The organism is Pseudomonas sp. RL_15y_Pfl2_60 (assembly GCF_963970595.1).
Lineage (GTDB): Bacteria > Pseudomonadota > Gammaproteobacteria > Pseudomonadales > Pseudomonadaceae > Aquipseudomonas.
Window position 1 is genome coordinate 229303 of record NZ_CAXAOE010000004.1, and the last position, 25515, is coordinate 254817.

General features: G+C 56.4%; 23 protein-coding genes. 6 read left to right on the forward strand and 17 right to left on the reverse strand.

Annotated elements, in window-relative coordinates:
* Positions 1–7: 7 nt before the first annotated feature.
* From AACY26_RS12750 to AACY26_RS12810, 13 genes are all read right to left on the reverse strand, one after another.
* Positions 8–559, reverse strand: coding sequence for a hypothetical protein (locus AACY26_RS12750; protein WP_339514559.1), 552 nt, complete (start codon positions 557–559; stop codon positions 8–10).
* A 96-nt stretch (positions 560–655) separates the two neighbouring features.
* A complete protein-coding gene (locus AACY26_RS12755) occupies positions 656–1369 on the reverse strand; it encodes a TetR/AcrR family transcriptional regulator (RefSeq protein WP_339514561.1) in 714 nt (237 codons plus the stop codon).
* 259 nt (positions 1370–1628) lie between these two features.
* Positions 1629–3128, reverse strand: coding sequence for a lysine--tRNA ligase (gene lysS / locus AACY26_RS12760; RefSeq protein ID WP_339514563.1), 1500 nt, complete (start codon positions 3126–3128; stop codon positions 1629–1631).
* A 171-nt stretch (positions 3129–3299) separates the two neighbouring features.
* Positions 3300–4395, reverse strand: a protein-coding gene (gene prfB, locus AACY26_RS12765; protein ID WP_339514565.1) for a peptide chain release factor 2 whose coding sequence is annotated in 2 segments (ribosomal slippage) — positions 3300–4322 and positions 4324–4395 — 1095 coding nt in all. Because the reading frame shifts where the segments join, the coding sequence is not laid out codon by codon here.
* An 80-nt stretch (positions 4396–4475) separates the two neighbouring features.
* Entirely contained in the window at positions 4476–5489 is a 1014-nt protein-coding gene (locus AACY26_RS12770; protein WP_339514567.1) for a PleD family two-component system response regulator, read from the reverse strand.
* Positions 5490–5553: 64 nt separating this feature from the next.
* Entirely contained in the window at positions 5554–6558 is a 1005-nt protein-coding gene (locus tag AACY26_RS12775; protein WP_339514569.1) for a chemotaxis response regulator protein-glutamate methylesterase, read from the reverse strand.
* A complete protein-coding gene (locus AACY26_RS12780; protein WP_339514571.1) occupies positions 6555–8849 on the reverse strand; it encodes a hybrid sensor histidine kinase/response regulator in 2295 nt (764 codons plus the stop codon). Before AACY26_RS12780 ends, AACY26_RS12775 begins: the two co-directional genes overlap by 4 nt.
* Positions 8846–9532, reverse strand: coding sequence for a chemotaxis protein CheW (locus AACY26_RS12785; protein WP_339514573.1), 687 nt, complete (start codon positions 9530–9532; stop codon positions 8846–8848). The genes AACY26_RS12780 and AACY26_RS12785 overlap by 4 nt, the downstream gene beginning before the upstream one ends.
* The gene (locus tag AACY26_RS12790; protein ID WP_339514575.1) at positions 9522–10814 is read right to left on the reverse strand and encodes a CheR family methyltransferase; all 1293 of its coding nucleotides are present in this window, start codon (positions 10812–10814) and stop codon (positions 9522–9524) included. The genes AACY26_RS12785 and AACY26_RS12790 overlap by 11 nt, the downstream gene beginning before the upstream one ends.
* On the reverse strand, positions 10811–11311 hold the full coding sequence (locus tag AACY26_RS12795) for a chemotaxis protein CheW (protein ID WP_339514577.1): 501 nt from the start codon (positions 11309–11311) through the stop codon (positions 10811–10813). Before AACY26_RS12795 ends, AACY26_RS12790 begins: the two co-directional genes overlap by 4 nt.
* Positions 11312–11317: 6 nt before the next feature.
* Complete coding sequence (locus AACY26_RS12800; RefSeq protein WP_339514579.1) at positions 11318–12958, reverse strand: methyl-accepting chemotaxis protein; 1641 nt, start codon at positions 12956–12958, stop codon at positions 11318–11320.
* A gap of 136 nt (positions 12959–13094) precedes the next feature.
* Entirely contained in the window at positions 13095–14759 is a 1665-nt protein-coding gene (locus tag AACY26_RS12805; protein WP_339514581.1) for a GMC family oxidoreductase, read from the reverse strand.
* 152 nt (positions 14760–14911) lie between these two features.
* Positions 14912–15676 (reverse strand): tellurite resistance TerB family protein, encoded by a 765-nt coding sequence (locus tag AACY26_RS12810; protein WP_339514584.1) that lies wholly within the window; start codon positions 15674–15676, stop codon positions 14912–14914.
* Positions 15677–15869: 193 nt separating this feature from the next.
* Here AACY26_RS12810 and AACY26_RS12815 point away from each other — a divergent pair, with 193 nt between their 5' ends.
* On the forward strand, positions 15870–16466 hold the full coding sequence (locus tag AACY26_RS12815; RefSeq protein ID WP_339514586.1) for a carboxymuconolactone decarboxylase family protein: 597 nt from the start codon (positions 15870–15872) through the stop codon (positions 16464–16466).
* Between the two features lie 109 nt (positions 16467–16575).
* Here AACY26_RS12815 and AACY26_RS12820 read toward each other — a convergent pair whose 3' ends face one another.
* From AACY26_RS12820 to AACY26_RS12830, 3 genes are all read right to left on the reverse strand, one after another.
* Entirely contained in the window at positions 16576–17337 is a 762-nt protein-coding gene (locus AACY26_RS12820; RefSeq protein ID WP_339514588.1) for a tellurite resistance TerB family protein, read from the reverse strand.
* A gap of 253 nt (positions 17338–17590) precedes the next feature.
* Positions 17591–19306, reverse strand: a complete 1716-nt coding sequence (gene recJ, locus AACY26_RS12825) for a single-stranded-DNA-specific exonuclease RecJ (protein WP_339514590.1) — start codon at positions 19304–19306, stop codon at positions 17591–17593.
* Positions 19307–19351: 45 nt separating this feature from the next.
* Positions 19352–19879: a winged helix DNA-binding protein gene (locus AACY26_RS12830; protein ID WP_339514593.1), complete on the reverse strand. Its 528-nt coding sequence runs from the start codon at positions 19877–19879 to the stop codon at positions 19352–19354.
* Between the two features lie 214 nt (positions 19880–20093).
* Between AACY26_RS12830 and AACY26_RS12835 the strand changes: the two genes are divergently transcribed.
* From AACY26_RS12835 to AACY26_RS12855, 5 genes are all read left to right on the forward strand, one after another.
* A complete protein-coding gene (locus AACY26_RS12835) occupies positions 20094–20843 on the forward strand; it encodes a 5-oxoprolinase subunit PxpA (RefSeq protein ID WP_339514595.1) in 750 nt (249 codons plus the stop codon).
* Positions 20840–21544 (forward strand): 5-oxoprolinase subunit PxpB, encoded by a 705-nt coding sequence (gene pxpB / locus AACY26_RS12840; protein WP_339514597.1) that lies wholly within the window; start codon positions 20840–20842, stop codon positions 21542–21544. Before AACY26_RS12835 ends, pxpB begins: the two co-directional genes overlap by 4 nt.
* Positions 21541–22461 (forward strand): 5-oxoprolinase subunit C family protein, encoded by a 921-nt coding sequence (locus AACY26_RS12845; protein ID WP_339514599.1) that lies wholly within the window; start codon positions 21541–21543, stop codon positions 22459–22461. The genes pxpB and AACY26_RS12845 overlap by 4 nt, the downstream gene beginning before the upstream one ends.
* A gap of 20 nt (positions 22462–22481) precedes the next feature.
* Positions 22482–23273, forward strand: a complete 792-nt coding sequence (locus tag AACY26_RS12850) for a putative hydro-lyase (RefSeq protein WP_339514601.1) — start codon at positions 22482–22484, stop codon at positions 23271–23273.
* 88 nt (positions 23274–23361) lie between these two features.
* Positions 23362–24588, forward strand: coding sequence for an NRAMP family divalent metal transporter (locus AACY26_RS12855; RefSeq protein ID WP_339514603.1), 1227 nt, complete (start codon positions 23362–23364; stop codon positions 24586–24588).
* A 233-nt stretch (positions 24589–24821) separates the two neighbouring features.
* Here the strand turns inward: AACY26_RS12855 and AACY26_RS12860 are convergent, their stop codons facing one another.
* Entirely contained in the window at positions 24822–25361 is a 540-nt protein-coding gene (locus AACY26_RS12860) for a YaeQ family protein (RefSeq protein ID WP_339514605.1), read from the reverse strand.
* Positions 25362–25515: the final 154 nt, after the last annotated feature.

The window sequence follows — 25515 nt, forward strand, 5'->3', positions numbered from 1 at the left end:
ACCAGAATTACTCAGCTTCTCGCTGAAAACGCGCAACCTCGATAAACACGTCCGAGTTGGCTGGATCATTCAGATAAGCAAAAACCTGTTCCATCGGCGAGGTAATCAGCACACCCTCGCCCACCGGCATTTCCACCATTTTGCCCTGCCACAGACCTTCTTCAAGCTCTTGCAGCATGCGTTCAACATCAAGACTGTACAGCACCAGCTCATTGTTGCGCGTCAACTCGAAGCCAAGGATCACAAAGTTGGCGCCTAATCGCTTAGGCAAGCCGGTCGACATATACCAGCGGCTGCCATGATGAGCGACGGTAAAACCGTACTCTTCGACATCATCAAGGTTATCCAGGCTGCCTTCAAAGCTTCTCGCCTTGTAGGTATTGGAACCCGAGCGGCTGATTTCGAGGTACTGCAACTCCCCCCAGTCGTTCTTGCGCGACCACTCGCCCAGCAGCGGAATAGGGGCCGCTTCATTGGCCGGAATAGGATCTTTGAAGGTTACCAGGCAGCCACTCAACAACAGGAAGGACAAGGCGACCAACGCACGCCAAGCTTTCATTCAGCTCTCCTTGTGAAATCGGGTTGTGTACTGCTCCGACCGCTGCCACTCGACTCCCAGGCAGTTCAATGACCGCAACCTGCTGGCTGCGGCTTCTTAGACGCCCAGAACCAAATACAGATACCGTTTAAGAATGGCTAACATTGCTTCAATGTCCAGCGCATCAACGCCCTCGATCAGCCCTCGATATTCCATGCGCTCGACTGCAGTCGTCAAGAGTGTTGCATCCTCAACCGGATGCTTTGAGCCGATCATAGCGAAGAAACGTGTCGCACCTTGCAAAAGGATATGCGTCTGAGCTCGCACCAGATCATGCAAGCGCGGATTAAGCAGGGCTTCATGGCGAAATGCTTGCTCAGCCAGCAAGTGATCGCGACGGTCAATCAATTGGCTGCGCACGAAGGCAACCGCCATCTGCGCCACCTCATCGGCAAAGGCCCGCAGCTTGGCTGGCGAACCATCAAAATTGCTCACGCGTTCTTGCAACAATGCATCGTTGCTGCTCCAGAGCGCACTCTGGTTGGCCGCGCAACGTTCCACGAACAGGGTGAAGGTGTCACTTATCAGGTCGTTGATGTCTTTGAAGTAATAGGTGGTCGCTGACAATGGCACCTGCGCCTCGGCGGCCACGGCTCGGTGGCGAACAGCGCGCACGCCATCACGCACGATAATGCGCAACGCCGCGTCAAGAATCGCCTGGCGACGTTTCTCGCTACCAGCCCGGCTGGCTTTACGTCCTTGATACTGGATATTGTCGGTCACAACAGTGGCTGCAAAGCTATCACTGTCTTGGGTAGTTACGTCTTTCACAGGCAGACAGTCCTCTAACACATACGTATAAAAGAGTTTCGCGACCTTCCTTAGACTTATTGGCTTTACCGGCAAGCCGTCGGCGTCCAGCTTTATGTATTGACCGCTATCGGAGATGGAAAGTTACAGGCAAGCGGGCTGCATCATACTGCCCAACTAAATGGTTGACTAAGGATCATCCAATAGACGAAGTGATATCACATTGCGACACTTTGCCCGAAAACAAAAAACCGCCCGAAGGCGGCTTCTGCTCAGCGTCTCACGCTTGCGGTCGCATGTGCGGGAATAGGATCACATCCCTAATTGAAGGCGCGTCAGTCAACAGCATGACCAAACGGTCGATGCCAATGCCCTCGCCTGCAGTCGGCGGCATGCCATATTCCAGAGCCCGGACAAAGTCAGCGTCGTAATGCATGGCTTCGTCGTCGCCAGCATCCTTGTCCGCAACCTGCGCCATGAAGCGCTCGGCTTGATCTTCGGCATCGTTAAGCTCGGAATAGGCGTTGGCAATCTCACGGCCACCAATGAACAGCTCAAAGCGATCAGTGACACTTGGGTCCTGATCATTGCGCCGCGCCAAAGGCGAGACTTCAAACGGGTATTGGGTGATGAAGTGTGGCTGCTCCAGTTTTGGCTCAACCAACTCTTCGAAAATCATCACCTGCAACTTGCCCAAACCTTCAAAACCCAGCACCTTGGCGCCAGCCTTCTTGGCAATTTCACGGGCACTGTCGATATCACGCAACTGCTCGGCTGTCACATCGGTGTACTTGAGGATCGAGTCGAATACCGACAAGCGCGCGAATGGCTCGCCAAAGTGAAAGACTTTGCCCTGGTACGGCACATCTGTGGTGCCCAAGACCAACTGAGCCAGCTCACGGAACAGTTCTTCGGTAAGGTCCATGTTGTCTTCATAGTCGGCGTAGGCCTGGTAGAACTCAAGCATGGTGAATTCCGGGTTGTGCCGGGTCGAGACACCTTCGTTACGGAAGTTGCGATTGATCTCGAATACCCGCTCAAAGCCACCGACTACCAGGCGCTTGAGGTACAGCTCAGGTGCGATACGCAGGAACATTGGCATGTCCAGCGCATTGTGATGCGTTTCAAACGGCTTGGCCGCAGCGCCACCCGGAATGGTCTGCAGCATCGGGGTTTCAACTTCCAGAAAGTCACGCTCAGCAAGGAACTTGCGAATGTGGCTGATCACCTGCGAACGCACGCGAAAGTCCTGACGAACCTCTTCGTTGACGATCAGGTCGACGTAACGCTGGCGATAGCGCTGCTCGGTGTCAGTCAAGCCATGGTGCTTGTCCGGCAGCGGACGCAGTGACTTGGTTAGCAGGCGCACGCTGGTCATTTCAACGTACAAGTCGCCCTTGCCCGAACGCGCCAAGGTGCCTTCGGCGGCAATGATGTCGCCCAGGTCCCAGGTTTTGACCGCAGCCAGGGTTTGTTCAGGCAGGGTTTTACGGTTGACGTAGACCTGGATACGCCCGGTCATGTCCTGCAGCACCATAAACGAGCCGCGGTTGAGCATGATTCGACCGGCAACCTTGACTGGAATCGCCGCTTCAGCCAGCTCTTCCTTGGTCTTATCGACGTACTGTTTCTGCAAGTCCGCGCAGTAACTGTCACGGCGGAAGTCATTGGGGAAGGCGATGCCCTGCTCACGCACGGCGGCAAGCTTTTCTTTGCGCTGGGCAATCAGCTTGTTTTCTTCCTGTTGCAGATCGTGCTGGTCGAGTTGTTCGTCGCTCATGGTCTTCCGTCTGTTCCTGTATTCGTAGGGTGTTGCTGAGCGCAGCGATGCTCAACATCCGGTCTGTTTAACCGGGATCCTACGCAAATGCAGCGCCGCTCGTTGCCCCAGCTTAGCTGGATTCAACCTACATTGCGTTGTGTTGCACAGCTGCGCGAGCGCAGCTGTTTTTTACAGTCCTTGCTTGAGGCTGGCCTCGATAAAACCATCAAGGTCACCATCGAGCACCGCGTCACAGTTGCTGTTCTCGATATTGGTGCGCAAATCCTTGATTCGCGACTGATCGAGTACGTAAGAGCGAATCTGATGGCCCCAGCCGATGTCCGACTTGGAGTCCTCAAGCTCTTGCGATGCAGCATTACGCTTTTGAATTTCTTGCTCGTACAACTTGGCCCGCAACATTTTCATGGCGGTGTCTTTGTTGGCGTGCTGGGAGCGTTCGTTCTGGCAGCTCACCACGGTGTTGGTCGGCACGTGGGTAATACGCACCGCAGAATCAGTGGTGTTTACGTGCTGGCCACCGGCACCCGAGGAGCGGTAGGTATCAATACGCAGATCCGCCGGATTGATCTCGATCTCGATATTGTCATCGATTTCAGGCGAGACAAACACGGCGGTAAACGAGGTATGGCGACGATTGCCCGAGTCAAACGGACTCTTGCGTACCAGGCGATGAACACCGATTTCTGTACGCAGCCAACCAAAGGCATATTCGCCCTTGATGTGTACGGTCGCGCCTTTGATACCCGCGACTTCACCGGCCGACAGCTCCATGATGGTCGCGTCGAAGCCGCGCTTGTCCGCCCAGCGCAGGTACATGCGCAGCAGCATGTTGGCCCAGTCCTGAGCCTCGGTACCGCCAGAGCCCGCCTGAATATCCAGATAAGCGTTATTGGGGTCCATTTCACCGCTGAACATGCGGCGGAATTCAAGCTTCTCAAGGATTTCACGCAGACGCTCAACTTCAGCAGCTACGTCATCAACGGCGCTCTGGTCGTCTTCTTCAGCGGCCATTTCAAGCAAGTCGGCACAATCGGCCAAGCCAGTGTGAAGGTCGTCCAGGGTCTCGACTATTAATGCAAGGGATGCGCGTTCGCGCCCCAAATTCTGGGCGTACTCAGGGTCATTCCAGACATTTGGGTCTTCAAGCTCACGGTTTACTTCGACCAGGCGATCATGCTTTTGATCGTAGTCAAAGATACCCCCGAATTGTCAGGGTGCGCTCGGAGAGGTCCTTGATGCTGTTAACGATCGGGTTGATTTCCATAGCTGGCGGGCACTCGCAGGTAAAACGTTCGAAAAGCCGACGATTATACCTGCTGTAGCGCGCCATCGACAGCCCGGAGTTTACTGCTCGACGCCAACCTGGTTACGGCCGTTACCTTTGGCCCTGTATAGAGCGTTATCGGCCTTTTCGACCAGCGCCAGTGAGTCGCCCCCGGCAATAGGCATGATGGTTGCGACGCCAAGACTGACAGTCACTGGCGACCCATCTTGAGGCTGACAGTGTGGAATATTCAGAGCCTCGACAGCCCGGCGGACTTTTTCGGCCTGCAGGCGTGCGCCACCGGACGCCGTGCTAGGCAGTATCATTGCGAACTCCTCGCCGCCGTAGCGTGCGACCAGATCGGAGGAACGCGAACAGGCTTCGGCTAGCGCTGCACCAACCCGGCGTAGCACATCATCGCCAGCAACATGGCCGAACTGGTCGTTATATACCTTGAAATAGTCGACATCGATCATGATCAGAGACAATTGACTCTGTTCGCGAAACGCCCTGCTCCACTCGATCTCAAGGTACTCATCAAAATGCCGACGATTGGCCAGACCGGTCAATCCGTCGGACTTCATCATCCGCTGCAGCACCAGATTGGCTTCAAGCAGCTGTTGCTGGCTCTCACGCAAGGCTCGAAACGCCTCGTCTCGCTGCTGCAAGGCAATATAGGAACGCGAGTGATAGCGAATACGCGCGATCAACTCAATGGTGTCGGGCAGCTTCACCAGGTAATCGTTGGCGCCATTGGCAAAGGCGGCGCTTTTGACCTGGGGATCTTCTTTGGTCGAAAGCACAATAATTGGAATATCCTGCAGGCTGGGCTCCGCTCGATACGCACCCAACAAGCTCAAACCATCAACCCCTGGCATGACCAGGTCCTGCAGGATCACCGTTGGCCTTATCTGCCGGGCAATATCAACTGCCGAGTAGGGGTCGGAGCAAAAGTGGAAATCAATGCCCTCCACACCTGCCAATGCACGACGCACTGCCTCGCCAATCATGGCTTGGTCATCGACCAACAACACCATCACAGCGTTAACCACTGCAGGATAGTCTTTGGCATCTATTAGCTTGGAATCGTGCATACAATCTCCAGACGGCACATGGCATTGTGCCCTTATCTACTCAACACAGCCAGCAGCCAAACTGTTACTCGTAGTGTTTAATCAATTTTGCTGCGATTTGATCAAGAGGCAGAATCTCTACCGCCGCATTTATAGCGGCAGCGGCTTTGGGCATGCCATACACCGCGCAAGTGGCCTGGTCCTGGGCGATCGTCAAGAAGCCCCGCTCACGCATATTCTTCAAGCCTTGGGCACCGTCACGGCCCATCCCAGTCAGCAAGACTCCTACAGCTTCGCCTTGCCAATGGCGCACCAGGCTGTCAAAAAACACATCGATCGAGGGTCGATAGATCTGCTCAGCGGGTTCCTTGCGATAGCACAGACGGCCATTGGCTTGCATACACAGGTGATTATTGGTTCCCGCCAGCAGGATTTCGCCAGGCCGAGGTTGATCATCGGGCTGCGCCAAACGCACTGGCAGTTTTGACTCAGTGGCCAGCCATTGCGCCATACTTTTGGCGAATACTTCATCCACATGCTGCACCAGCACGACGCCAGCACTGAAGTCCGCCGGTAATTGCTTGAGCAACGTTACCAAGGACGCTGGCCCACCCGCCGAAGCACCAATTGCGACGATTCGCTGACGCTTGCGTGTTGTCTCGGCTTGAGTGGGAACCGCTGCCGACTTGACGCCGTGTTGCCCAATCATCCAGCCAATGTTGTGCAATTTACGCAGCAGTGCAGTCGCATCGACAGCTTGCGGGTCAATCAATGACGGGGTGTTGACGACATCCAGCGCACCATGCCCCATGGCCTCGAAGACCTTGTTCATGTTGCGTTCGATATCCGAGGTAACGATCAAAACTGCGCAAGGGCACTCAGCCATGATTCGCCGGGTAGCCTCGACACCATTCATGTGCGGCATCAGCATATCCATCAACACCACATCGGGCCTTTGCTCTTCGCACTTTTGCAGCGCTTCCAGACCATCAGTTGCAGTCCAGATAACCTGATGCGCGGGCTCTCGGCTGATGACTAGCCGCAACACCTCAATCGCCAGCGGCATGTCATTGACAATCCCGATCCTCATTCCTGCGCATCCCCAATCAAAACCTGAACGGCATCCAGCAATGCTTCATCGTGGAAACTGGCTTTTGCCAAATAGTAGTCGGCCCCTGCATCAAGGCCACGCTGACGATCTTCTTCACGGTCCTTGTAAGACACCACCATCACTGGCAGCGACTGCAGACGGCTATCGCGACGCACCAGTCTAACCAGTTCAATACCGTCCATGCGCGGCATATCGATATCCGTGATCAGCAAGTCGAATGACTCCGCCCGCAGCGCATTCCAGCCGTCCATTCCATCTACCGCGACAGCTACATCATAGCCACGACTGAGTAGCAACTTACGTTCAAGTTCACGGACTGTGAGCGAGTCATCAACCACCAGCACACGTTTACGCACCCGGCCACCGGCCTGCTTGTCGCGGCTGTCGACCCGCTGCAGATTACCGCTACCGAGCAACTTGCCAATCGAGCTGCAAAGATCTTCTACATCGAGGATCAACACCGGCGTGCCGTCATCCAGCAAAGCCCCTGCCGACACGTCACGAACCTTGCCAAGCCTTGCATCAAGCGGCATTACCACCAGGGTACGCTCACCGATAAAGCGTTCGACCGTCAGCCCATAAAGCATGTCACGGTCATTGATAAGCACCACCGGGATACCGTCTTGCTCGACACGCGCTTCAGTCTTTTGCAGTAACTGGCTCGCTGCGATCAAGCCGACATGACGATTCTCGTGCCAAAAGTGTTGACGGCCTTCAAGCTGGACAATCTGTTGTTGCTCAAGGCGCACCATGTGCTCGATATGCGCCAGCGGGATTGCATAGGCTTCAGCGCCAATTTCAACAACCAGGCTACGTACAACCGATAGCGTCAGGGGAACCTCAAGGATAAAGACGCTGCCCTGCCCAGTATCCTGCTGCATGCGCACGCTGCCGCGCAGTTGACGGATCTGGTGCATAACCGCATCAAGCCCCACGCCGCGACCTGAAACTTCGGTCACTTGTTCACGCATGCTGAAACCGGGCAAAAACAAGAACGCCAGCAGTTCCTCTTCGCTTAATTTGGCAATGGTTTCGGCTGTCGACAGTTTGCGCGCGCTGATGCTCTCCTTGAGCCGCTGCAGATCAACCCCGCCACCGTCGTCGTGTAGCTCCAGCACCAGCATGCCTGCGTGATGACGAGCACGTAGCTTGATCACCCCTTCAGCCGCTTTGCCGTGATTGATCCGTTGTTCAGGGCTTTCAATTCCATGATCAACCGCATTGCGCAACAGGTGTGTGAGAGGCGACTCAAGCCGCTCCAGCACGTCACGGTCGACCTGGGTGCCTTCCCCCTCGACTTCCAGACGCACTTGTTTACCAAGGGATCGGCCCAGGTCACGCACCATCCGCGCCTGCCCCGACAACACATCGGCAAATGGCCGCATGCGCGATGTCAGCGCCGCGTCATACAGCGCTTGGGTACGCTGTTCGCCCTGCCAGGCGAACTCATCAAAAGCTTCAATATGCTGCGTCAGCATCTGCTGGCATTCACTGAGCAAACCTCGGCTTTCACCCAGCAAAGCCTGGGCCTGTACATCCAAGGACGACTCAAGGGTGGCTTCACGCAATGAGTCCAGCGCCCGGCGGGTCGTGGAATGCAAGCGCTTGAGACGAGCCAGCGAGTCACTCAGCGGCTTGATGCGCTGAAACTCAACCAACGACTTTCCCGACATATCCAGAAGATGATCGAGACGCTCAGCCGAGACACGCAGAACTCGTCCGCGGGCATCAGTTGCAGGTTCAAGGACCGAGTCAGGCGAAGGCTCAAGGGGCAATGGCTCACCCATATCCTGGGCCATCGGCTCTACAGTTGGTGCGGCAGGTGCAGCGGCTGGTGGTTGCGATGCGCTGGCAAGCTGTGGAACCGCGGCGCCGAACAGCGCCTGCAAGCGAATGACAAGACTGGCCACCTGCTCGCCGAGTTGGCTTTGCTGCTCGGTGTTCATTCCGGTCTGGCCGATGCGCAACAACACATCAGAACCCTGCAGCAGTGCATCGATATGATCCGACTGTAAACGCAGCAAACCTTCTTGCGCGGCGACCAGCAAATCTTCCATGACGTGGGCGATATTCACGCCATCATCAAGCCCGACAATTCGCGCAGCACCTTTCAAGGAGTGCGCTGCACGCATACAGGCTTCGAGCTGCCCCGCGTGTGTTGGATCGCGTTCCAACACCAACAAGCCAGCATCAAGCACCTGGGTCTGCGCCTCGGCCTCCATGCGAAACAATTCAAGCAATGAGGCGTCACGCATTTGATCGGGGGTCATGCCAGGCTCCTGATCATCGCCTGCGCCAGCAATTGCTCATCCAACAAGGTGATGCTGCGCTGCTGCCAACGAACTACGCCCTTGGCGTACTGACCCGCGGCTTGCCCGCTCCCACGTGCAGGCTCCCTAATGGCGCTCAAGGCAATCGAGTGAATGCCTTCAACCTCATCAACCGGCGCGACAAAGACCCCATTGTTGCTGCCTAGAATTAACATGCGTGGCACAACCCTGCGCTCAGCACTGGCGATCTGCACTGGCTCAAGACCGAGCAAGTCTTGTAAGGAAATACAGGCAACCAAGGCACCATTGACGTTGGTTACCCCTAATAGACTGCGCGAACGTTGATGGGGCAGCGAGTGAATAGTGGTCTGGCTGACTACCGCGACCACCCCTGCTGTGGCGAGACCGAGCCATTGCTCACCCAGGCGAAAAATCAGGGTTGAGCGGCACTCGCCAAGGTCTTCCTCAACGGCATCAGCAACATCATCGTGCTCCAGCCGCTGTGCGCCATAGCGGTCAAGCAAGCTGATTGCCGCCTGTGCATACACCTCGCAATTACGGCAATGCACATGCTCGACCAGACGCTCACAGCTTTTATCGCCGTATACGCCAATGCGTTTCCAACAGTCGTCGACTGTTGGCAAGCTGTCATCTGTGATGAGGGTTGGTGAACTATCGACCACTGTTATTCACTCCACGACTCGCACGCAGGCGCAAGCGCCGGGCACCGGTCTGGTCACCGCGGGCTTCCAGCAACATGGCCAGGTGCGATAACGCCTCAACGTGTTCAGGCTCCAGATACAGCGCCTTGCGGTAATAGTTTTGCGCCTCATCGCTGTTGCCAGCAGTGTCATTAAGCAACCCAAACCAGTAAAACAGCCCTGCGCTCGGGCCCTGCGTCGCCAATAACGCATCACACGCTTTTAACGCCTCAGCGGTGCGCCCGCTGTTGGCCAATGCTTCGATTTCAGCCAAGTGATCAACTGTTGCATCAGCCTTGCCTAGGGTGTTTTTTTCAGCGCTCGTATTCAACGAAGACAATGCTGGTCTAGGCGCAACAGGTTTGGGCGGCAGAGGTTTCACCATCACGGGCTTTGCCGGCAGTTTAAGCCGCGCGGCCAAGGGGTGCGGCCCAGGCCTGTCACTCGGACTCAGTTTCGAGGCGGTTTGACTGGCATCGGCAAGCTTGAATACAAAGCTCAAAGGTACGCCCAGTGCCTGCATTCCGTTCTGACTAAACAGCCCAGTCTCAGCCGGCCCGGTAAACATTGAGCCACCGGGCGCCAACAATCGTTTGAGCGCCTGTAAGGTTTGTAGCTGGGTGGGCCGGTCAAAATAGATCAGCAGATTGCGGCAAAATACAAAATCATAAGGCTGGCGAGTGCTGTGCAAACTGGCGTCGAGCACATTGGCGCATTGCAGACTCACCTTTTCACGCACAGTTTCAGCAAGCCGGTAGCGATCGCCCTCAACGCTGAAATAACGCTCGCGAAAACCCAGGCTGTCGCCGCGAAACGAATTGCGCCCGTACACACCCCTGCTGGCGATTTCCAGCACCCGCTCACTCACATCCAGCGCTTCGACCCGAAACGACTCAGGCGCCAGACCGCCATCCAATAACGCCATGACAATTGAATAGGGCTCTTCGCCGGTGGAACACGGAATACTGATAATCCGTAATGGCCGCGAGGACTTCAGCTCGCTTAGACGAGTCTGCGCCAACTTGGCGAGCAGGTTAAATGACTCGGGGTAACGGAAAAACCAGGTTTCAGGCACAACAACAGCCTCTACCAAGGCATGTTGCTCATCTGCAGATGCTTGCAACTGCTGCCAGTAAGCCTCTTTATCGGCGCTGGCTGTTGCCTTGATACGCTGGCGTATGGCGCGATCGAGCACCATTTGCCCTACAGATTCGACATCCAGACCGATCTTGCGCTTGAGTAACTGCTCGAACCGTTCACTCATGAGTTGTCACGCAGCAACAGTGCCCGGACTTCATCACTCAACAGTTGCTCAACGCTGATGCGCTGGACCATACCCTGGGCGGTCTGTTGGACCATGCCCAAGTAGGGCGCTGTCGGGTTTTGCACCGGGTTGGCGCTGAACCCAGCCTCAAGCAAACGCTGGGTATCCGTTGCCTGCTCAAGGATTAAACCGAGCTGCACCGGCTGTGCATCCGAGGACAAATAGCGAACCACCACCAAGCGAGTACTGGCGCGTGCCTGCGCGGGGGTGGCAAATACCAGATGGCAGAGATCAATCACTGGCACCGGCTCACCGCGAAATACAAACAAACCTGAAACCCACTTTGGCGCGTCAGGGATCTGCTTGAACCGCTGCATTGGCAAGACCGCGTTGATGGCGTGAACATCCAGTGCATAGCGGTCCTTACCAAGGGAAAACAGCAAGTACAATTCACCACGCTGGCGACGAGCTTGCTGGTAAGTGGCTTGCACGCTCATCGCGGCCTAGACCTTGAAGCGGCTAACGCCGGACCGCAAGCTGCCAGCTACCTGGTTGAGCTCTTCAATCGCTGACCCTGTCTGACGCAGCGACTCGACCGTCTGGCCGCTGGCTTCACCCAGTTGAACCAACGCCTGGTTGATCTGCTCGGCACCAGTGGCCTGCGCCTGCATACCCTCGTTGACCATCTGTACCCGGGGCGCCAGCGCTTGGACTTGATGGATAATTTGCGTCAGCTGCTCGCCCATTTGCCCTACTTCGGCAATACCGCGACGCACTTCCTCAGAGAACTTGTCCATGCCCATGACCCCGGCAGAGACTGCCGACTGGATTTCACGGACCATTTGCTCGATATCATAAGTTGCCACCGCCGTTTGGTCGGCCAGACGACGGACTTCAGTTGCCACAACCGCAAAGCCACGACCATATTCACCGGCTTTTTCAGCCTCGATTGCAGCGTTGAGGGATAACAGGTTGGTTTGATCGGCAAACTTAACAATGGTGGTGACCACATGGTTAATGTTGCCAGCCTTTTCGTTGAGAATTGCCAGCTTGGCATTGACTAGATCAGCGGCGCCCATTACCTGGTGCATGGTGTCTTCCATGCGGGTCAGGCCAAGCTGGCCAGAGCCTGCCAGCACCGAAGTTTGCTCGGCGGTACCGGAAACCTCATCCATGGTGCGCACCAGATCGCGCGCAGTCGCGGTAATCTCGCGCGAGGTGGCGCCAATCTCGGTGGTAGTCGCTGCGGTTTCAGTCACTGTGGCTTGTTGTTGCTTGGAGGTCGCTGCGATTTCAGTGACAGCCGTCGTCATCTGCACAGCCGAACGCTGCGCCTGAGTGACCAACGACTTCAACGCCTCACTCATGTCGTTGAAACCGACCTCGATTGCGTTGAATTCATCATTACGCTGCAGATCCATGCGTATCGACAAGTCACCCTCGCCCATCACCCGCAACGTTCTTACGATCGCTTTGATCGGCGTGGTAATGGCTCGCAACAGCAATAGACCACAAATACTGGCGATCAAAATAGCCAGCAAGACTGCAATAACGGTGCTGATTTCCAGCGCAACCACTGACGCAGAAATGCCCTTCACAGCCGTTATGGCGTCAGTTCGATTTAAATCGACAAGTTGATTGAGCTGGTCACGACCTTGCAGCCATTTGCTTTCAAGCGGACCTAATGCCAACGCAGAAGCTTGCGCAAGCTCGCCTTGGCTAAACAACGCCCTGAACTGCGCATGCAGCTTGAGGTACTCGGTACGATCACGCTCAAACTCAGCCAAGAGCTGGTTGTCCGTTGCATCCAATACCGTCACTCTGTACAAGGCAATTTCCTTGTCGAGCTGTTTCTCACTGTCCTCAAAGTCCTGCATCTTGGTGGCCTGGCCACTGAGCTCGGTTCCACCTTCGCGCAAGGTAGCCGTCAGCAAGAGCTGTTGCGTCATAAGTATATGGTCGACCCAAATACTGCGAATCTTGGAAATCTGATACAGGCCGGGAACCGCACCTTCCTGTACTGACATTGCCTCTTCATCGACACTGGTCAGGCGGGTATAGGTGTACACCGCCAGTAGCAGCAGAATGGCAATGACAACCGCAAAACTTGCAACAATACGCCGCCGAACAGTCCAGTTCTTCACAGCTTTCCCCAATCTCAAATACAAAATTCAACGCAGATCCGCAGCTTATAGCTTGCAGCTATGGCGGCGACTCTAGTGATTCACTTTATCGACTGCAAGTAACTTATCTAAAGCGGCGTCGCACATCCGAGCACGATTAGCCACTGCTTACCGGCTCACGCACACCTTGCGCAAGCACCCCATTAACCATAGCTGTTGAATGGCACTGCATGATCATCTGCGCTGCTTTTTCCGCAATCATCAGTACTGGAGAACAGGTATTGCCCGAAACGATGCTGGGCATAATCGAGGCATCGGCGACCCTCAACCCGGCAACCCCATGCACACGCAAGCGAGCGTCAACCACTGCATCGGCGCCTTGACCCATCTTGCAGGTGCCTACCGGGTGAAAAATGGTGGTGCCTATTTCAGCTGCCGCGCGGTACAGGTCCTGATCAGTCTGGTAACTCGGACCGGGTTTGTATTCCTCAGGCTTGAAGGCTGCCAACGCGGGCGCTGCAACAATCTTGCGCGTCAAGCGAATAGCCTCCGCAGCCACCTGCAAATCACGCTCATCACTCAGATAATTAGGCTGGATCAGCGGCGTCGCCGTGCTATCGAGCGAGCTGATCTCGACCTTGCCGCGACTGAACGGACGCAGGTTACACACCGATGCGGTAAACGCCGGGAACTCATGCAACGGCTCACCGAAGCGTTCGAGTGACAGGGGTTGCACGTGATACTGCAAATTAGCGCGGGTTTGCTCGGCACTGGAGCGGGCAAATGCGCCCAACTGACTCGGAGCCATCGCCAGCGGACCGCTGCGCTTGAGCAGATACTCAATGCCCATGGCCATCTTGCCCGTCAGTTTCGAGGCTATTTGATTAAGGGTTTTGACCCCACTGACTTTATAGACAAGACGCAGTTGCAGGTGATCCTGCAGATTCTGGCCAACACCGCCAAGCTCATGCTGGACAGCAATACCCAGACGCTCCAACAACGGACGTGGACCTATACCGGAGCGCTGCAACAGCGCGGGCGACCCAATTGCTCCCGCACAGAGGATAACTTCTCGACGCGCCTTGATAGTTCGCTCACCGCCTTGCACCTGCACCTTCAAGCCCTGGGCACGGCCATCAGCCAAAATTACCCGCTGCACGTCAGCACCGGTGACTATGTGCAGGTTGTCTCGCTGCTCAATGCTTCGCAAGAATGCTTTTGAGGCATTCCAGCGCACGCCACGGCGCTGATTAACCTGAAAGTAGCTGCAGCCCTCGTTATCGCCGCCATTGAAGTCCTCAATGCTGGCAATGCCGGTCTGAGCGGCAGCCTGCCTGAACGACTCCAGCACATCCCACTTCAAGCGCTGCTGCTCGACCCGCCACTCACCCTGGCCGCCATGCAAGTCACTATCGCCGCCATAGTGGTTTTCGCTGCGTTTGAAGATGGGCAGGACATCATCCCAGGCCCAGCCTTGATTGCCCGCAGCCGCCCAGCCATCGTAGTCCTGGCGCTGACCGCGCATGTAAATCATGCCGTTGATTGAGGAGCTGCCGCCGAGCACGCGCCCTCGCGGGTATTTCAAGGAACGACCATTGAGCCCGGGCTCGGCAACGGTGTCGTAGCACCAGTCCGTACGCGGGTTGCCAATGCAATATAGGTAACCCACCGGGATATGAATCCATGGGTAGTTATCGCGCCCTCCCGCCTCAAGCAGCAGTACCTGAACACTTGGATCCGCAGACAAGCGGTTAGCCAGCAGGCACCCGGCAGGGCCAGCGCCGACAATCAGGTAGTCATAACTCTCCAGAAGTTGCTGCATCGACGCCTCGCTTTGTCGTTTTTATGCGCTCGCGGCCAGCCTAGCCGCTTCGGGCTGCCAACAGGAATAGGCTATTGGTCGGAGTGCCTGTTATGGAGACAAAGGCTTCGCCAACTGCACAGCGCAGCTGGCGAAGTCATGGCAGCTATCGATCAACCCTGTGGCCGGGCGTGTGCCTCAAGCTGCGCCTGCAAGCCTGGCTCTAGCTGTAACTGGGCAGCCAGTTGATTGAGATACTCACGCTCCCCCCCCTCTTGCCGACCAATCAACATGGCGCTGGCCAGATACATTTCTGCCGCCATCTCAGGACTATTGGCGGCCTCGGCAACGGCGGCGGCATCCAGTGGACTGCGCACCTCGCGATCCAACCAATCTTGCAACTCGGGGTCAGAGGTCAGCTTGGCTATTTCCTCGTATATGAGCTTTTTCTCTTGCTCATCCATTCGCCCGTCGGCCTTGGATGCAGCAATCAGCGCACGCAATATTGCGTGGCTGTGCTCCTCTACTTCGGGGCCTGCAAGCATGTCGACGGTCTGCGGCATCGCCATGGCCGCCGAGCGTGGCGTGGGAGCCTGTGCATCTTGTGCCTGACTTTTTTGCCAGGCGCTATAGGCTTGATAAGCCAGCATACCGAGGGTAGCCAAGCCGCTCATGCCGATGCCGCCACTGTTGGTCGTGCTGCTGCGAGGCTGGCCTGCTTGCGGGCTCTGCGCTCCAGCGCCCAGTAGGCCTCCGAGCAAATCGCCAAGACCGCCCGCCCCCGCGCGCGAACCACCGGACCCGCCCAGCAAACCGCCTAGCGCGCCACCCAATGCACCACCAAGCCCCCCGGCCATGCCACCTGCGCCGTTGCTGGAGCCTCCCTGCCCAGACAACCCCGCTCGTAATAACTGTTCAAGTAAACCGCTAGTGTTCATTGATGCCTCCATTGCGTTGATACACCCGATTCTGGGGAATAAACCATAGACCAGTGCCAGGCTCCACACCAGCGTCGGACATGCGGATGCAGCTTCGCCTGGCACTTGCTGACAGCCCTGCGTACCATGGTCTGCGCTTCAAGGAGTTTGCGTTTTCGCGCTATGGACTCATCTAAACAAAGGGATTTGCACTATGAAAAACAAGACAGTCACGCTGGCCGCCTGCATTTTGACAATTGCCGCAGGCAGCGCCGGAGCGGCGGATATCATCAATCAAAACTTTGGTGACATCGCTTACAAGACCACCCGCCTTTCGACCAACGAGTCCAACTACCTAGATCTGCCCACGCAATGGGCCAAGGCTTACGGCTCATTCAATAAAAAACTCAAACTGGCGCCGCAGATCGCGGAGATGGTGCGTTTACGCGTTGGCCAGATCGACAACTGCAATTACTGCAATGTGTTTCATACCCGTGATGCACTTGAGACGGGTATGTCACCCGCCAAGGTCTACGCAATTTCCACATGGCGCAGCAGCGAGCTGTTCAGCGCCAAAGAACGCGCCGCGCTTGCATATGCCGAGACTCTGGCCAAGGTAGACAATGCAGCTATGCCAGAGGCCTACGCCCAACTCGACAAGGTCGGCTACAGCGCGGTAGAGAAAGAAGAACTCACCAACTGCGCGATCCTGATGAGTGTGTGGTCGCGCCTGTTCTTAGCCCAAGGTAAAACCTCCTACCTCACCGATGGGCCGAGCGAACCCAAGAAAGCCCCGAGCCAGAAGCCTTGAGCTACGGCTGCTAAGGCGGCATAAAAAAGGCTGGAACACCTAGGTGCGCCAGCCTTTTCATTACGACTTCAAAGCCTCTTGAATCCTGAAGGCAAACAGCCCATTGGACTCAGGCAGGCGTGAGTTCAGCCCTTACCTGCGTTTCCAGTTCCTGCTTCAACGCTGGGTCAAGCTTGAGTTGACGCGCTAACTCCTCAAGGTATGCGCGTTCCATAAAATGCTCTTCATCGACCATCAATACGCTGGCGATATACATCTCCGCAGCCATTTCCGGAGTGGTGGCAGCACGGGCGACATCTGCCGGGTCCAGAGGTTTGTTCAACTCGGCTTCAAGCCAGCGCTGCAATGATTGATCATCAGCCAGCTTGCTGAGTTCACCTTCAATCAATTGACGTTCGCGGGCGTCGACATGGCCATCGGCCTTGGCTGCTGCCACTAACGCTTTGAGAATACCCTGGCTATGGATCTCCGCTTCTGGCGCTGGCAGGCGATCGATAGTCTGCGGCTCTTGCTGAGCACTACCCGCCTGCTGGGATTGCCAGTTGCCGTAAGCCTTGTATGCAATAACACCCAGCGCAGCCAAACCGCCATATGTGAGCGCCTTGCCGCCAAACTTGCGGGCCTTTTTGTTGCCCAGCAACAAGCCCATTGCCCCAGCAGCCAGCGCACCACCACCGGCGCCAGAGAGCAAGCTGCCTAAACCGCCGGATGAACCGCCGGACTTGCCCAACACACTGCCCAAAACATCGCCCAAACCACCGCTTGAGTTTGAACCCTGATTATTGGCAGCGCCCTGCTGGCCTGATGACTTTTTCTGCATCAGGTCTTGGCCGGACTTGAGTAACTGGTCGAGCAGTCCACGTGTGTTCATTGCATTCTCCGCGCAAAATTCTGAGGGCGTTTAAATCTTAGGTCTTAGTAAGTTGACCGGATTTAAGCGCATCAGTTGCGCAGAGCCTATACACAGAGTGCATCGAAATATTGCTGAGCATATTGCGCACAGGCAGGCAGATAATACCTACAGGCGTGCAGCCGCAAATATTTGCGCGATTTGCCGAGCCATGGCGAGCAAGCTGGGCGTGGCCACAACCTGCGCAAGCCTGCCCATTATGAGCGCTGCGTTTTTAGCGAGCTGCCAAATGCGCAACCATCAGTTGTACCGTCTCGTTGCCACGGTACTCATTCACATCGAGTTTGTAGGCCAACTCGACCCAACGTACCGTCGGATTCGGCCACTGGTCGCGGTCGATATTAAAGGCGATGGCATCCAGAGTTTGCCCGCCACATTCGGTTTTCAGCACCATTTTCAGGTGCTTCTCACCCACCAAGCGCTGCTGCACAAGCTGGAATGCACCATGAAAAAGCGGCTCGGGGAAATGTTGCCCCCATGGCCCGGCGTTACGCAGCGCACGTGCCAGCTCGAGGTTGTATTCTTCAAGTGACAGCGTGCCATCTGAAAACAGACGGCCGGTCAGATCATCTTCGACCAACTGACGGCGCACCTCGCCATCAAATGCCTCGGCAAAGGCCGGGAAGTTAAGCTCTGGCAAGGACAAACCCGCCGCCATCGCATGGCCACCAAACTTGCTGATCAACCCCGGATGCCGGGCTGCAACCGCGTCCAACGCATCGCGAATATGAAAGCCCGGCACCGAACGCGCCGAGCCTTTTAACACACCATCACCCGCATCAGCGAAAGCAATGGTTGGCCGGTGATAACGCTCTTTCAGGCGCGAGGCGAGAATACCAATTACGCCCTGATGCCAATCAGGTTCGTACAGGCACAAACCAAAGGGCATGTCTTCAACCGGCAAATCCTTGAGTTGCGCCAAGGCTTCGCGCTGCATGCCTTGTTCGATGCTTTTGCGATCCTGATTAAGTTGATCAAGCTCCACTGCCATGTCGCGAGCCAGCGCTTCGTCATCGCACAGCAGGCACTCGATGCCCAGGCTCATATCATCCAGCCGCCCAGCCGCATTCAAGCGTGGCCCAAGGATAAAACCCAGGTCGGTGGAGGTAATTCGTCCATGCTGGCGCCCAGCAACCTCAAGCACCGCGCGCAAACCGGGGCGCGCTCGACCGGCTCGAATCCGCGCTAAACCTTGGTGCACCAGGATGCGGTTATTGGCATCCAGTGGTACCACGTCAGCCACGCTTCCCAGCGCGACCAAATCCAACAGTTCAGCCAAGTTCGGCTCTTGAATGGATTGCTCAGTGAACCAGCCAATAGCCCGCAAGCGCGCACGCAGCGCCAGCAGCACATAAAACATCACGCCGACACCAGCCAAGGCTTTGCTCGGGAATTCACAGCCCGGCTGGTTTGGGTTAACGATTGCATCCGCCGCCGGTAATTCGGGTCCGGGCAAGTGGTGATCGGTAACCAGCACACTCAAACCAGCCGCCTTGGCCGCCGCCACCCCCTCAACACTGGAGATGCCATTATCGACGGTGATCAGCAATTGCGGCTCACGCTCAAGCGCCACGGCGACGATTTCCGGGGTCAGGCCGTAGCCATATTCAAAGCGGTTAGGCACCAGGTAATCGACGTGGGCGGCGCCTAGCATCCGCAAGCCCAGCACGCCAACGGTACTGGCCGTGGCGCCATCCGCGTCGAAGTCACCGACGATCAGCATGCGCTGGCGCTGCTTCAGACCCGTCACCAGCAAATCAACCGCCGCATCGATACCCTTGAGTTGCTGGTAGGGAATCAACCGTGCCAGGCCTTTATCCAGCTCAGCGATGGATTGCACGCCACGCGCGGCATACAGGCGCGTCAGCAAAGGTGGCAGGCTGCCCAAGTCAGGCAGGACGTCTGGCAGTGGGCGAGGTTCAATACGCATTAATCAGTATCCAGAATGGCTGCACAACAAAACGCTTGCGCAGTTTTACAAAGAGGTCGCAGCACGGGCGGCTTGGTCATAAAGCCCGGACATCGCGCGCAACATACCCGCGAGGCGATGAATGTCCTCGGGATTGATATTGAGATTTTCAAAGGCTGAGATCAGGCACTCTTGGCGAATCTCGGTGTATTCGGCGCATAGCTCAAGCCCTTTTTCAGTGGCCTGATAAAACATTTCCTTGCCTTGTTTTTGACCCACGACAAAACCCAGCTTGCTGAGTTTCTTCAAGGCGTAGGTCACAGTGTGAGTGTCTTCTATATTTAATAGCAGGCAAATATCTGCTTGGCGCTTCGCCCGGCCACGACTGACCAGGTTGTGCAGCACCATCACATCGAGGGCATTCATTTCAACGCCGCCCGCGGCCTTCATGCAGCGTTCCATCCAGCGCATAAAAGCGTTGCCCGCGATGATCATGCCGAACTCCATTTGCGAGAGTTCTTGCGACTGCTCTGCCAGGTGACTGGAGGCCACAATTGAACTGCGCGAGGTCCGTGAAGAGTTGCCGTCGATCATCTGAATTCCGTTATTTAGCCTGAGTTGCTTGAGTTTATTGCTGTTTTAGCAGGTGGCTGCCGGCAAGGATACAACAAAGCCATTTGTCCGGCAGACGACTAAACAGAAGATTATCGGCAAAAAATACATTGACGTTTTATCGATAAAATATCATCGTTTTGTCAAAGAAATTCTAGTTCGCATTCTGAACGCCAATAATAAACAGGGGATTTCAATGAGTCGTTTACTCCTCAATTGCGATATCGGTGAGAGCTTTGGCGCATGGCGCATGGGCCTTGATGCCGAAGTAATGCCGTTCATCGACTGCGCCAATATCGCCTGCGGCTTTCACGCCTCAGACCCCAGCATCATGCGCCGTACCGTGGCCCTTGCCGTGGCTCATCAAGTACGTATCGGTGCGCACCCTGCCTATCCCGATCTGGTCGGTTTCGGGCGTCGTTCCATGGCCTGCAGCCCGCAGGAAATCGAAGACATGCTGCTTTATCAGATTGGCGCGCTCGAAGGCATTTGCCGCGCTGAAGGCACCCAAGTCAGTTACGTCAAGCCACACGGCGCGATGTACAACGACATGATGCGCAACCCGGACTCGCTGCGTGCAGTCATGCAGGCGGTTGCCCGCTACAACCCCGAATTGCCGCTGATGCTGATGTCTACCCGTGACAACAGTGCCAGCCAGCGCCTGGCTGACGAAATCGGGATCACACTGTGGTTCGAGGTATTTGCTGACCGCGCCTATGATGCCGCTGGAATGCTGGTCTCCCGCGCCAAACCAGGCGCGGTGCACCACGAAGCTGAAACCATCGTCAAACAAGCCACCGACCTCGCAACTGGCACGGCCTTGACCGCTGAAGATGGCAGCGCCTTGCAACTGCGCGCCGACACCCTTTGCGTGCATGGCGATAACGCCGGTTCAATCGCCGCGGTGCAACAGATTCGCGCTGCATTGAAGGCTCTTCCAGCATGAAGCCACGCATCGAAGTCGTCGCCATCGACAGCTTGATGCTGCGCCTGTTCGACGAGATCGCCGAAGACAACATGCCGTGGCTGCTGGCCGCCACCGAGCGCCTGCGCGAAACCTTCGCCGGTGCGCTGCTTGAGCTTGTCCCCTCCTACACCACGGTGCTGCTGCAATATGACCTCAAGCAAATTGATGACCGCCAAGCGCGCGCATTGATTCAACAAGCCTTGGCTGACTTGCAACCGCAAGCCAGCAAAGCCGGGCGTGAACAACAAATTCCCGTGTGGTACCAGCGCAGCGTCGGCCCTGAACTGCAAGCCATCGGCGAACGTACCGGGCTGGGTGATGCCGGGGTCATAAAGCTGCACAGCGAACATACTTACCAGGTATTCGCCCTGGGCTTTGCACCTGGCTATGCCTTTATGGGTTTGGTTGACGAAGTGCTGGCAAGCCCACGTCTCAGCACACCGCGCCAGCAAGTTCCGGCAGGCAGCCTGGGCATTGCCGATCGGCAAACCGCGATTTATCCACTGCAATCGCCGGGTGGCTGGAACTTGATCGGACGCAGTCCTGCGCGTCTTTTTGACCGCGAACTGGATGGCTATAGCTTGCTCCAGCCCGGTGACCGCGTCCGCTTTGTCCCCATTGATCATGCCGAATTTATCAAGCTGGGCGGCGATGACACACCCTTTGAGGCCAAAGCATGAGCCTGTTAATTGAACGCAGTGGCGCCCTCGCGAATCTGCAGGACATGGGGCGCGTTGGCGTGCGTCACCTGGGTGTAACCCAAGGTGGCGGCGCTGACTGGATCGCACAAAACTGGGCCAACTGGCTACTCGGCAACCCGCTCGATGCTGCGGTGATTGAGGTCACCCTCGGCAACCTTGAACTACTCGCCGAAGCCGACACTTGCCTGGCGCTGTGCGGCGCAGACCTGGGTGCCAAACTGGATGATCAGCCAATCGGCCCCTGGCGCAGCTTCAACGTTCGCCGTGGCCAGCGCCTGCGCTTCCATTCCCCGGTCGACGGCGTGCGCGCTTATATCGCGGCACCTGGCGGCTTTGTCGCCCCGCAGGTACTGGGCAGTTGCTCAAGCGTGAAGCGCGATCAACTTGGCGGCTTGCACGGTGATGGACAGGCACTGCAAACCCATGACCGCCTGCAATGGCGCGACACCAGTCGCCTTCCCGAACCACGGGAACTGGATGCGCAACGGCTGCCGCAACGCCCGACGAAAATCGTCCTGCCGGTGGTTTTGGGTGCGCAGATCGCAGATTTCACCGGACAAAGCCTGTTCGATGCATTCAACAGCAGTTGGAAGGTTGATCAGCGGGCCGATCGCATGGGCATTCGTTTGCTCGGCCCGGCATTGCGTTGCGAGCGCCAGCAGATGGTGTCCGAAGGCGTACCGCTTGGTGCCATTCAAGTCCCCAGCGATGGCCAACCCATTGTCTTGCTCAACGACCGGCAAACCATTGGTGGCTACCCGCGCCTTGGCGCGCTGACACCAAGCGCAGTCGCTCAGTTGGCGCAGTGTTTACCCGGCACTGAGTTGCAGCTTAAACCCATGGCGCTGGAAACCGCGCAACACCTACATAAACAGCTACTGACCCACTGGGTTTAATGGCTTTCGGAGACTAGGTCATGCAGCCATTGAACAGTTTGAGCCCTGAGCAATTACGCCAGAAAATTCGCCGAGGAGAATTTACCGGCCCAACCGCTGGATTGGCTGCTGGCTTTGCTCAGGCGAATTTGTTGATCGTCAATCAAGCCCAGGCCTATGACTTTCTGTTGTTCTGCCAGCGCAATCCGCAAGCCTGTCCGCTGCTGGATGTCACCGATGTGGGTTCAGCCGTATCGCGCTATGCCGCACCCGGCGCAGACATCCGCACTGACTTGCCCAAGTACCGGATTTACCGCCACGGCGTGCTCGACGAAGAAGTCAGCGATATATCGGCCCACTGGCAAGAGGATATGGTCGCCTTTCTGATTGGCTGCAGCTTCAGCTTTGAAAGCGCCCTATTGGCCAATGACGTACCGGTCAGGCATATCGAAGACAACCACAACGTGCCCATGTACATCAGCAATCGTCAGTGTCGGCCTGCTGGCCAGTTCAGCGGCCCGATGGTGGTCAGCATGCGACCGATGCCCGCCGACAAAGTGGTGCGCGCCGTACAGGTGACCTCGCGCTTCCCCGGTGTGCATGGCGCTCCGGTACACATTGGCGACCCGGCAGCGCTGGGCATTGGCGATCTGGCGCAACCTGATTTCGGCAGTGCGTCACACCTCAATGACGGTGAAGTCCCTGTGTTCTGGGCCTGCGGCGTGACCCCGCAAGCCGTGGCCATGCACAGCAAACCGCCACTGGCGATCACCCATGCGCCCGGCCATATGCTTGTTTGTGATATTCGCAATGAGCAATTGGGCGTGATCTAGCCCCTACAAGAATCAGCACAACAACAATTCTGACTGCACCGCTTTTCTAAATAACGACCTGCCAAACTCCAAAAAAAAGAAGGTAATCATGCAACCAACGGCAAGCACTCTAGACACCGTCCCCGGACAACAGCGTAGCGTAATGCGCGGCGCGATATTCATCATGGCGACCTCATCGATTGGGCCGGCGTTTCTGACCCAGACCTCGTTGTTCACCGCCAAATACATGGCAAGCTTCGCCTTTGCCATTCTTATCTCATTGCTGATCGATATCGGCGCGCAACTGAACATCTGGCGCATTCTCAGCGTCTCCAACCTGCGCGGTCAGGATGTCGCCAACAAGGTATTGCCTGGGGTTGGCCATCTGATTTCCGGGTTTATCGTGCTCGGCGGTGTCGCCTTCAATATCGGTAACATTGGTGGCGCTGGCCTGGCCATGAACGTGCTGTTTGGCGTGCCGCCGGTGATTGGCTCGATCATCGCGGCGGTCGCCATCATCGGTATTTTCATGATGCGCAATGCTGCGCGGGTCATGGACAAGGTCATGCAGCTGCTTGGGTTGGTGATGCTGTGCATGATCGGCTACGCCATGCTGCAATCGAACCCGCCGCTGCTTGAAGCCTTGTCACAAAGCATCAACCCGGATGACCCGATGCTCCTGCTGCTGCCAATCGTCACCCTGGTTGGCGGCACGGTCGGCGGCTACATTTCCTTCTCCGGCGGCCATCGCCTGGTTGACGCGGGCATCACCGGCATCGAAAACGTCGGCGCTGTCACTCGCGCAGCAGTCATTGGCATCGCCACCACTGGCGCCGTCCGTGTGTGCCTGTTTCTCGCCGCACTCGGTGTGGTCAGCCAGGGCTTGATTCTTGATCCGGGCAACCCGGCCGCTTCAGTGTTCTCACACTCGATGGGCACCATCGGCTACAAGATATTCGGGGTTGTGTTGCTTGCGGCTTCAATCACCTCGGTGATTGGCGCGGCGTACACCAGCGTCAGCTTTATGTACTCGCTGCATGAGAGCATCAAGCGTCACAATCAACGTGTGGTGATCGCCTTTATCGTCTGCTCGACACTGATTTACAGCCTTGTCGGCCAGCCAGTCAAAGTGTTGGTGATTGCGGGCACGCTCAATGCACTGGTGTTGCCACTGGCGCTGGGCTGTATTCTGATTGCGGCGAAGAAACCGAACATTGTCGGCAAGGACTACCATCACCCAAACTGGATGCTCGGTTTTGGCATTCTCGCGGTGATTGCGACCTGCGTCGGCGTGGCGCTGTCGTTTGATTCGTTTATCAAGTTCTGGATGTCTTGATTGCAACCAAACGGCTAAATAAGTAAAGCGACTGAGGGTGAACACAGACTGTTCACCCTCAGCGATACCAGCGTCTAGGGAGCCTCTGAAAAAGGTAGCGAGCGACGATAGGACAAGGCAAAAAACTGCGAAAAAGCGGAGTTTACGTGTTGTAAATGAGCATTTTGAGCAGTTTTTTAACGCAGCACGGGCTGCCCCAGTAATATCGAGCGCAGTAGTTTTTCAGAGGTTACCTAGCGCTCGCCCTTGAGCCATTCCATTGGTATCTCATGCTGGCCGCGCTCGTCGGTGACGAACAACTCGCCGTCACTGATCATCACACTCCAGTTAAGCGCGCGTGGCATATCCAGAGCCAGGCTGGCCAATTCTTCCTGGCCCAGCGCGACCACATTGATGTTCTTCAGGTTCAGAACTGGCGCCAGCACCTTGGTCTGCCAAACGCGCAGGCTGCCGTAGGCAACCAGGCTGAATTTCTCGGTACGCCGTGAACACCATGTAATGCGATCGCTGTCTGGCTGGCCCACTTCAATCCAGTGCAGCACACGGTCATCCAGGCTTTTTTCCCACAACGCCGGCTCATCGACATCAGACAGGCCGCGACCAAACGCCAGTTGTTCGTCATAGAACAGCGCATAGGCAATCAGGCGCACAGCCAGACGCTCTTCCGTCTCGGATGGATGCCGGGCAACCGTGAATCGCAGGTTTTGATAAATCCCGCGATCGATATCAGTAAGGTTCAACTCAATTTTGTACGTAGTGGAAGGCAGGGCCATGGGCGAGCTTCTTGGCTGATCAAATAGGCGGCAAGTCTACCCGATGCAGCCCGCGCACGTCAGGATCACGTCCAGCGTCTGATCGATGGCGGCCATCATGCCCGTGAGACATGCCTCGCTCATCTCAGTAAAAATTAAATTCATGAACAGATAC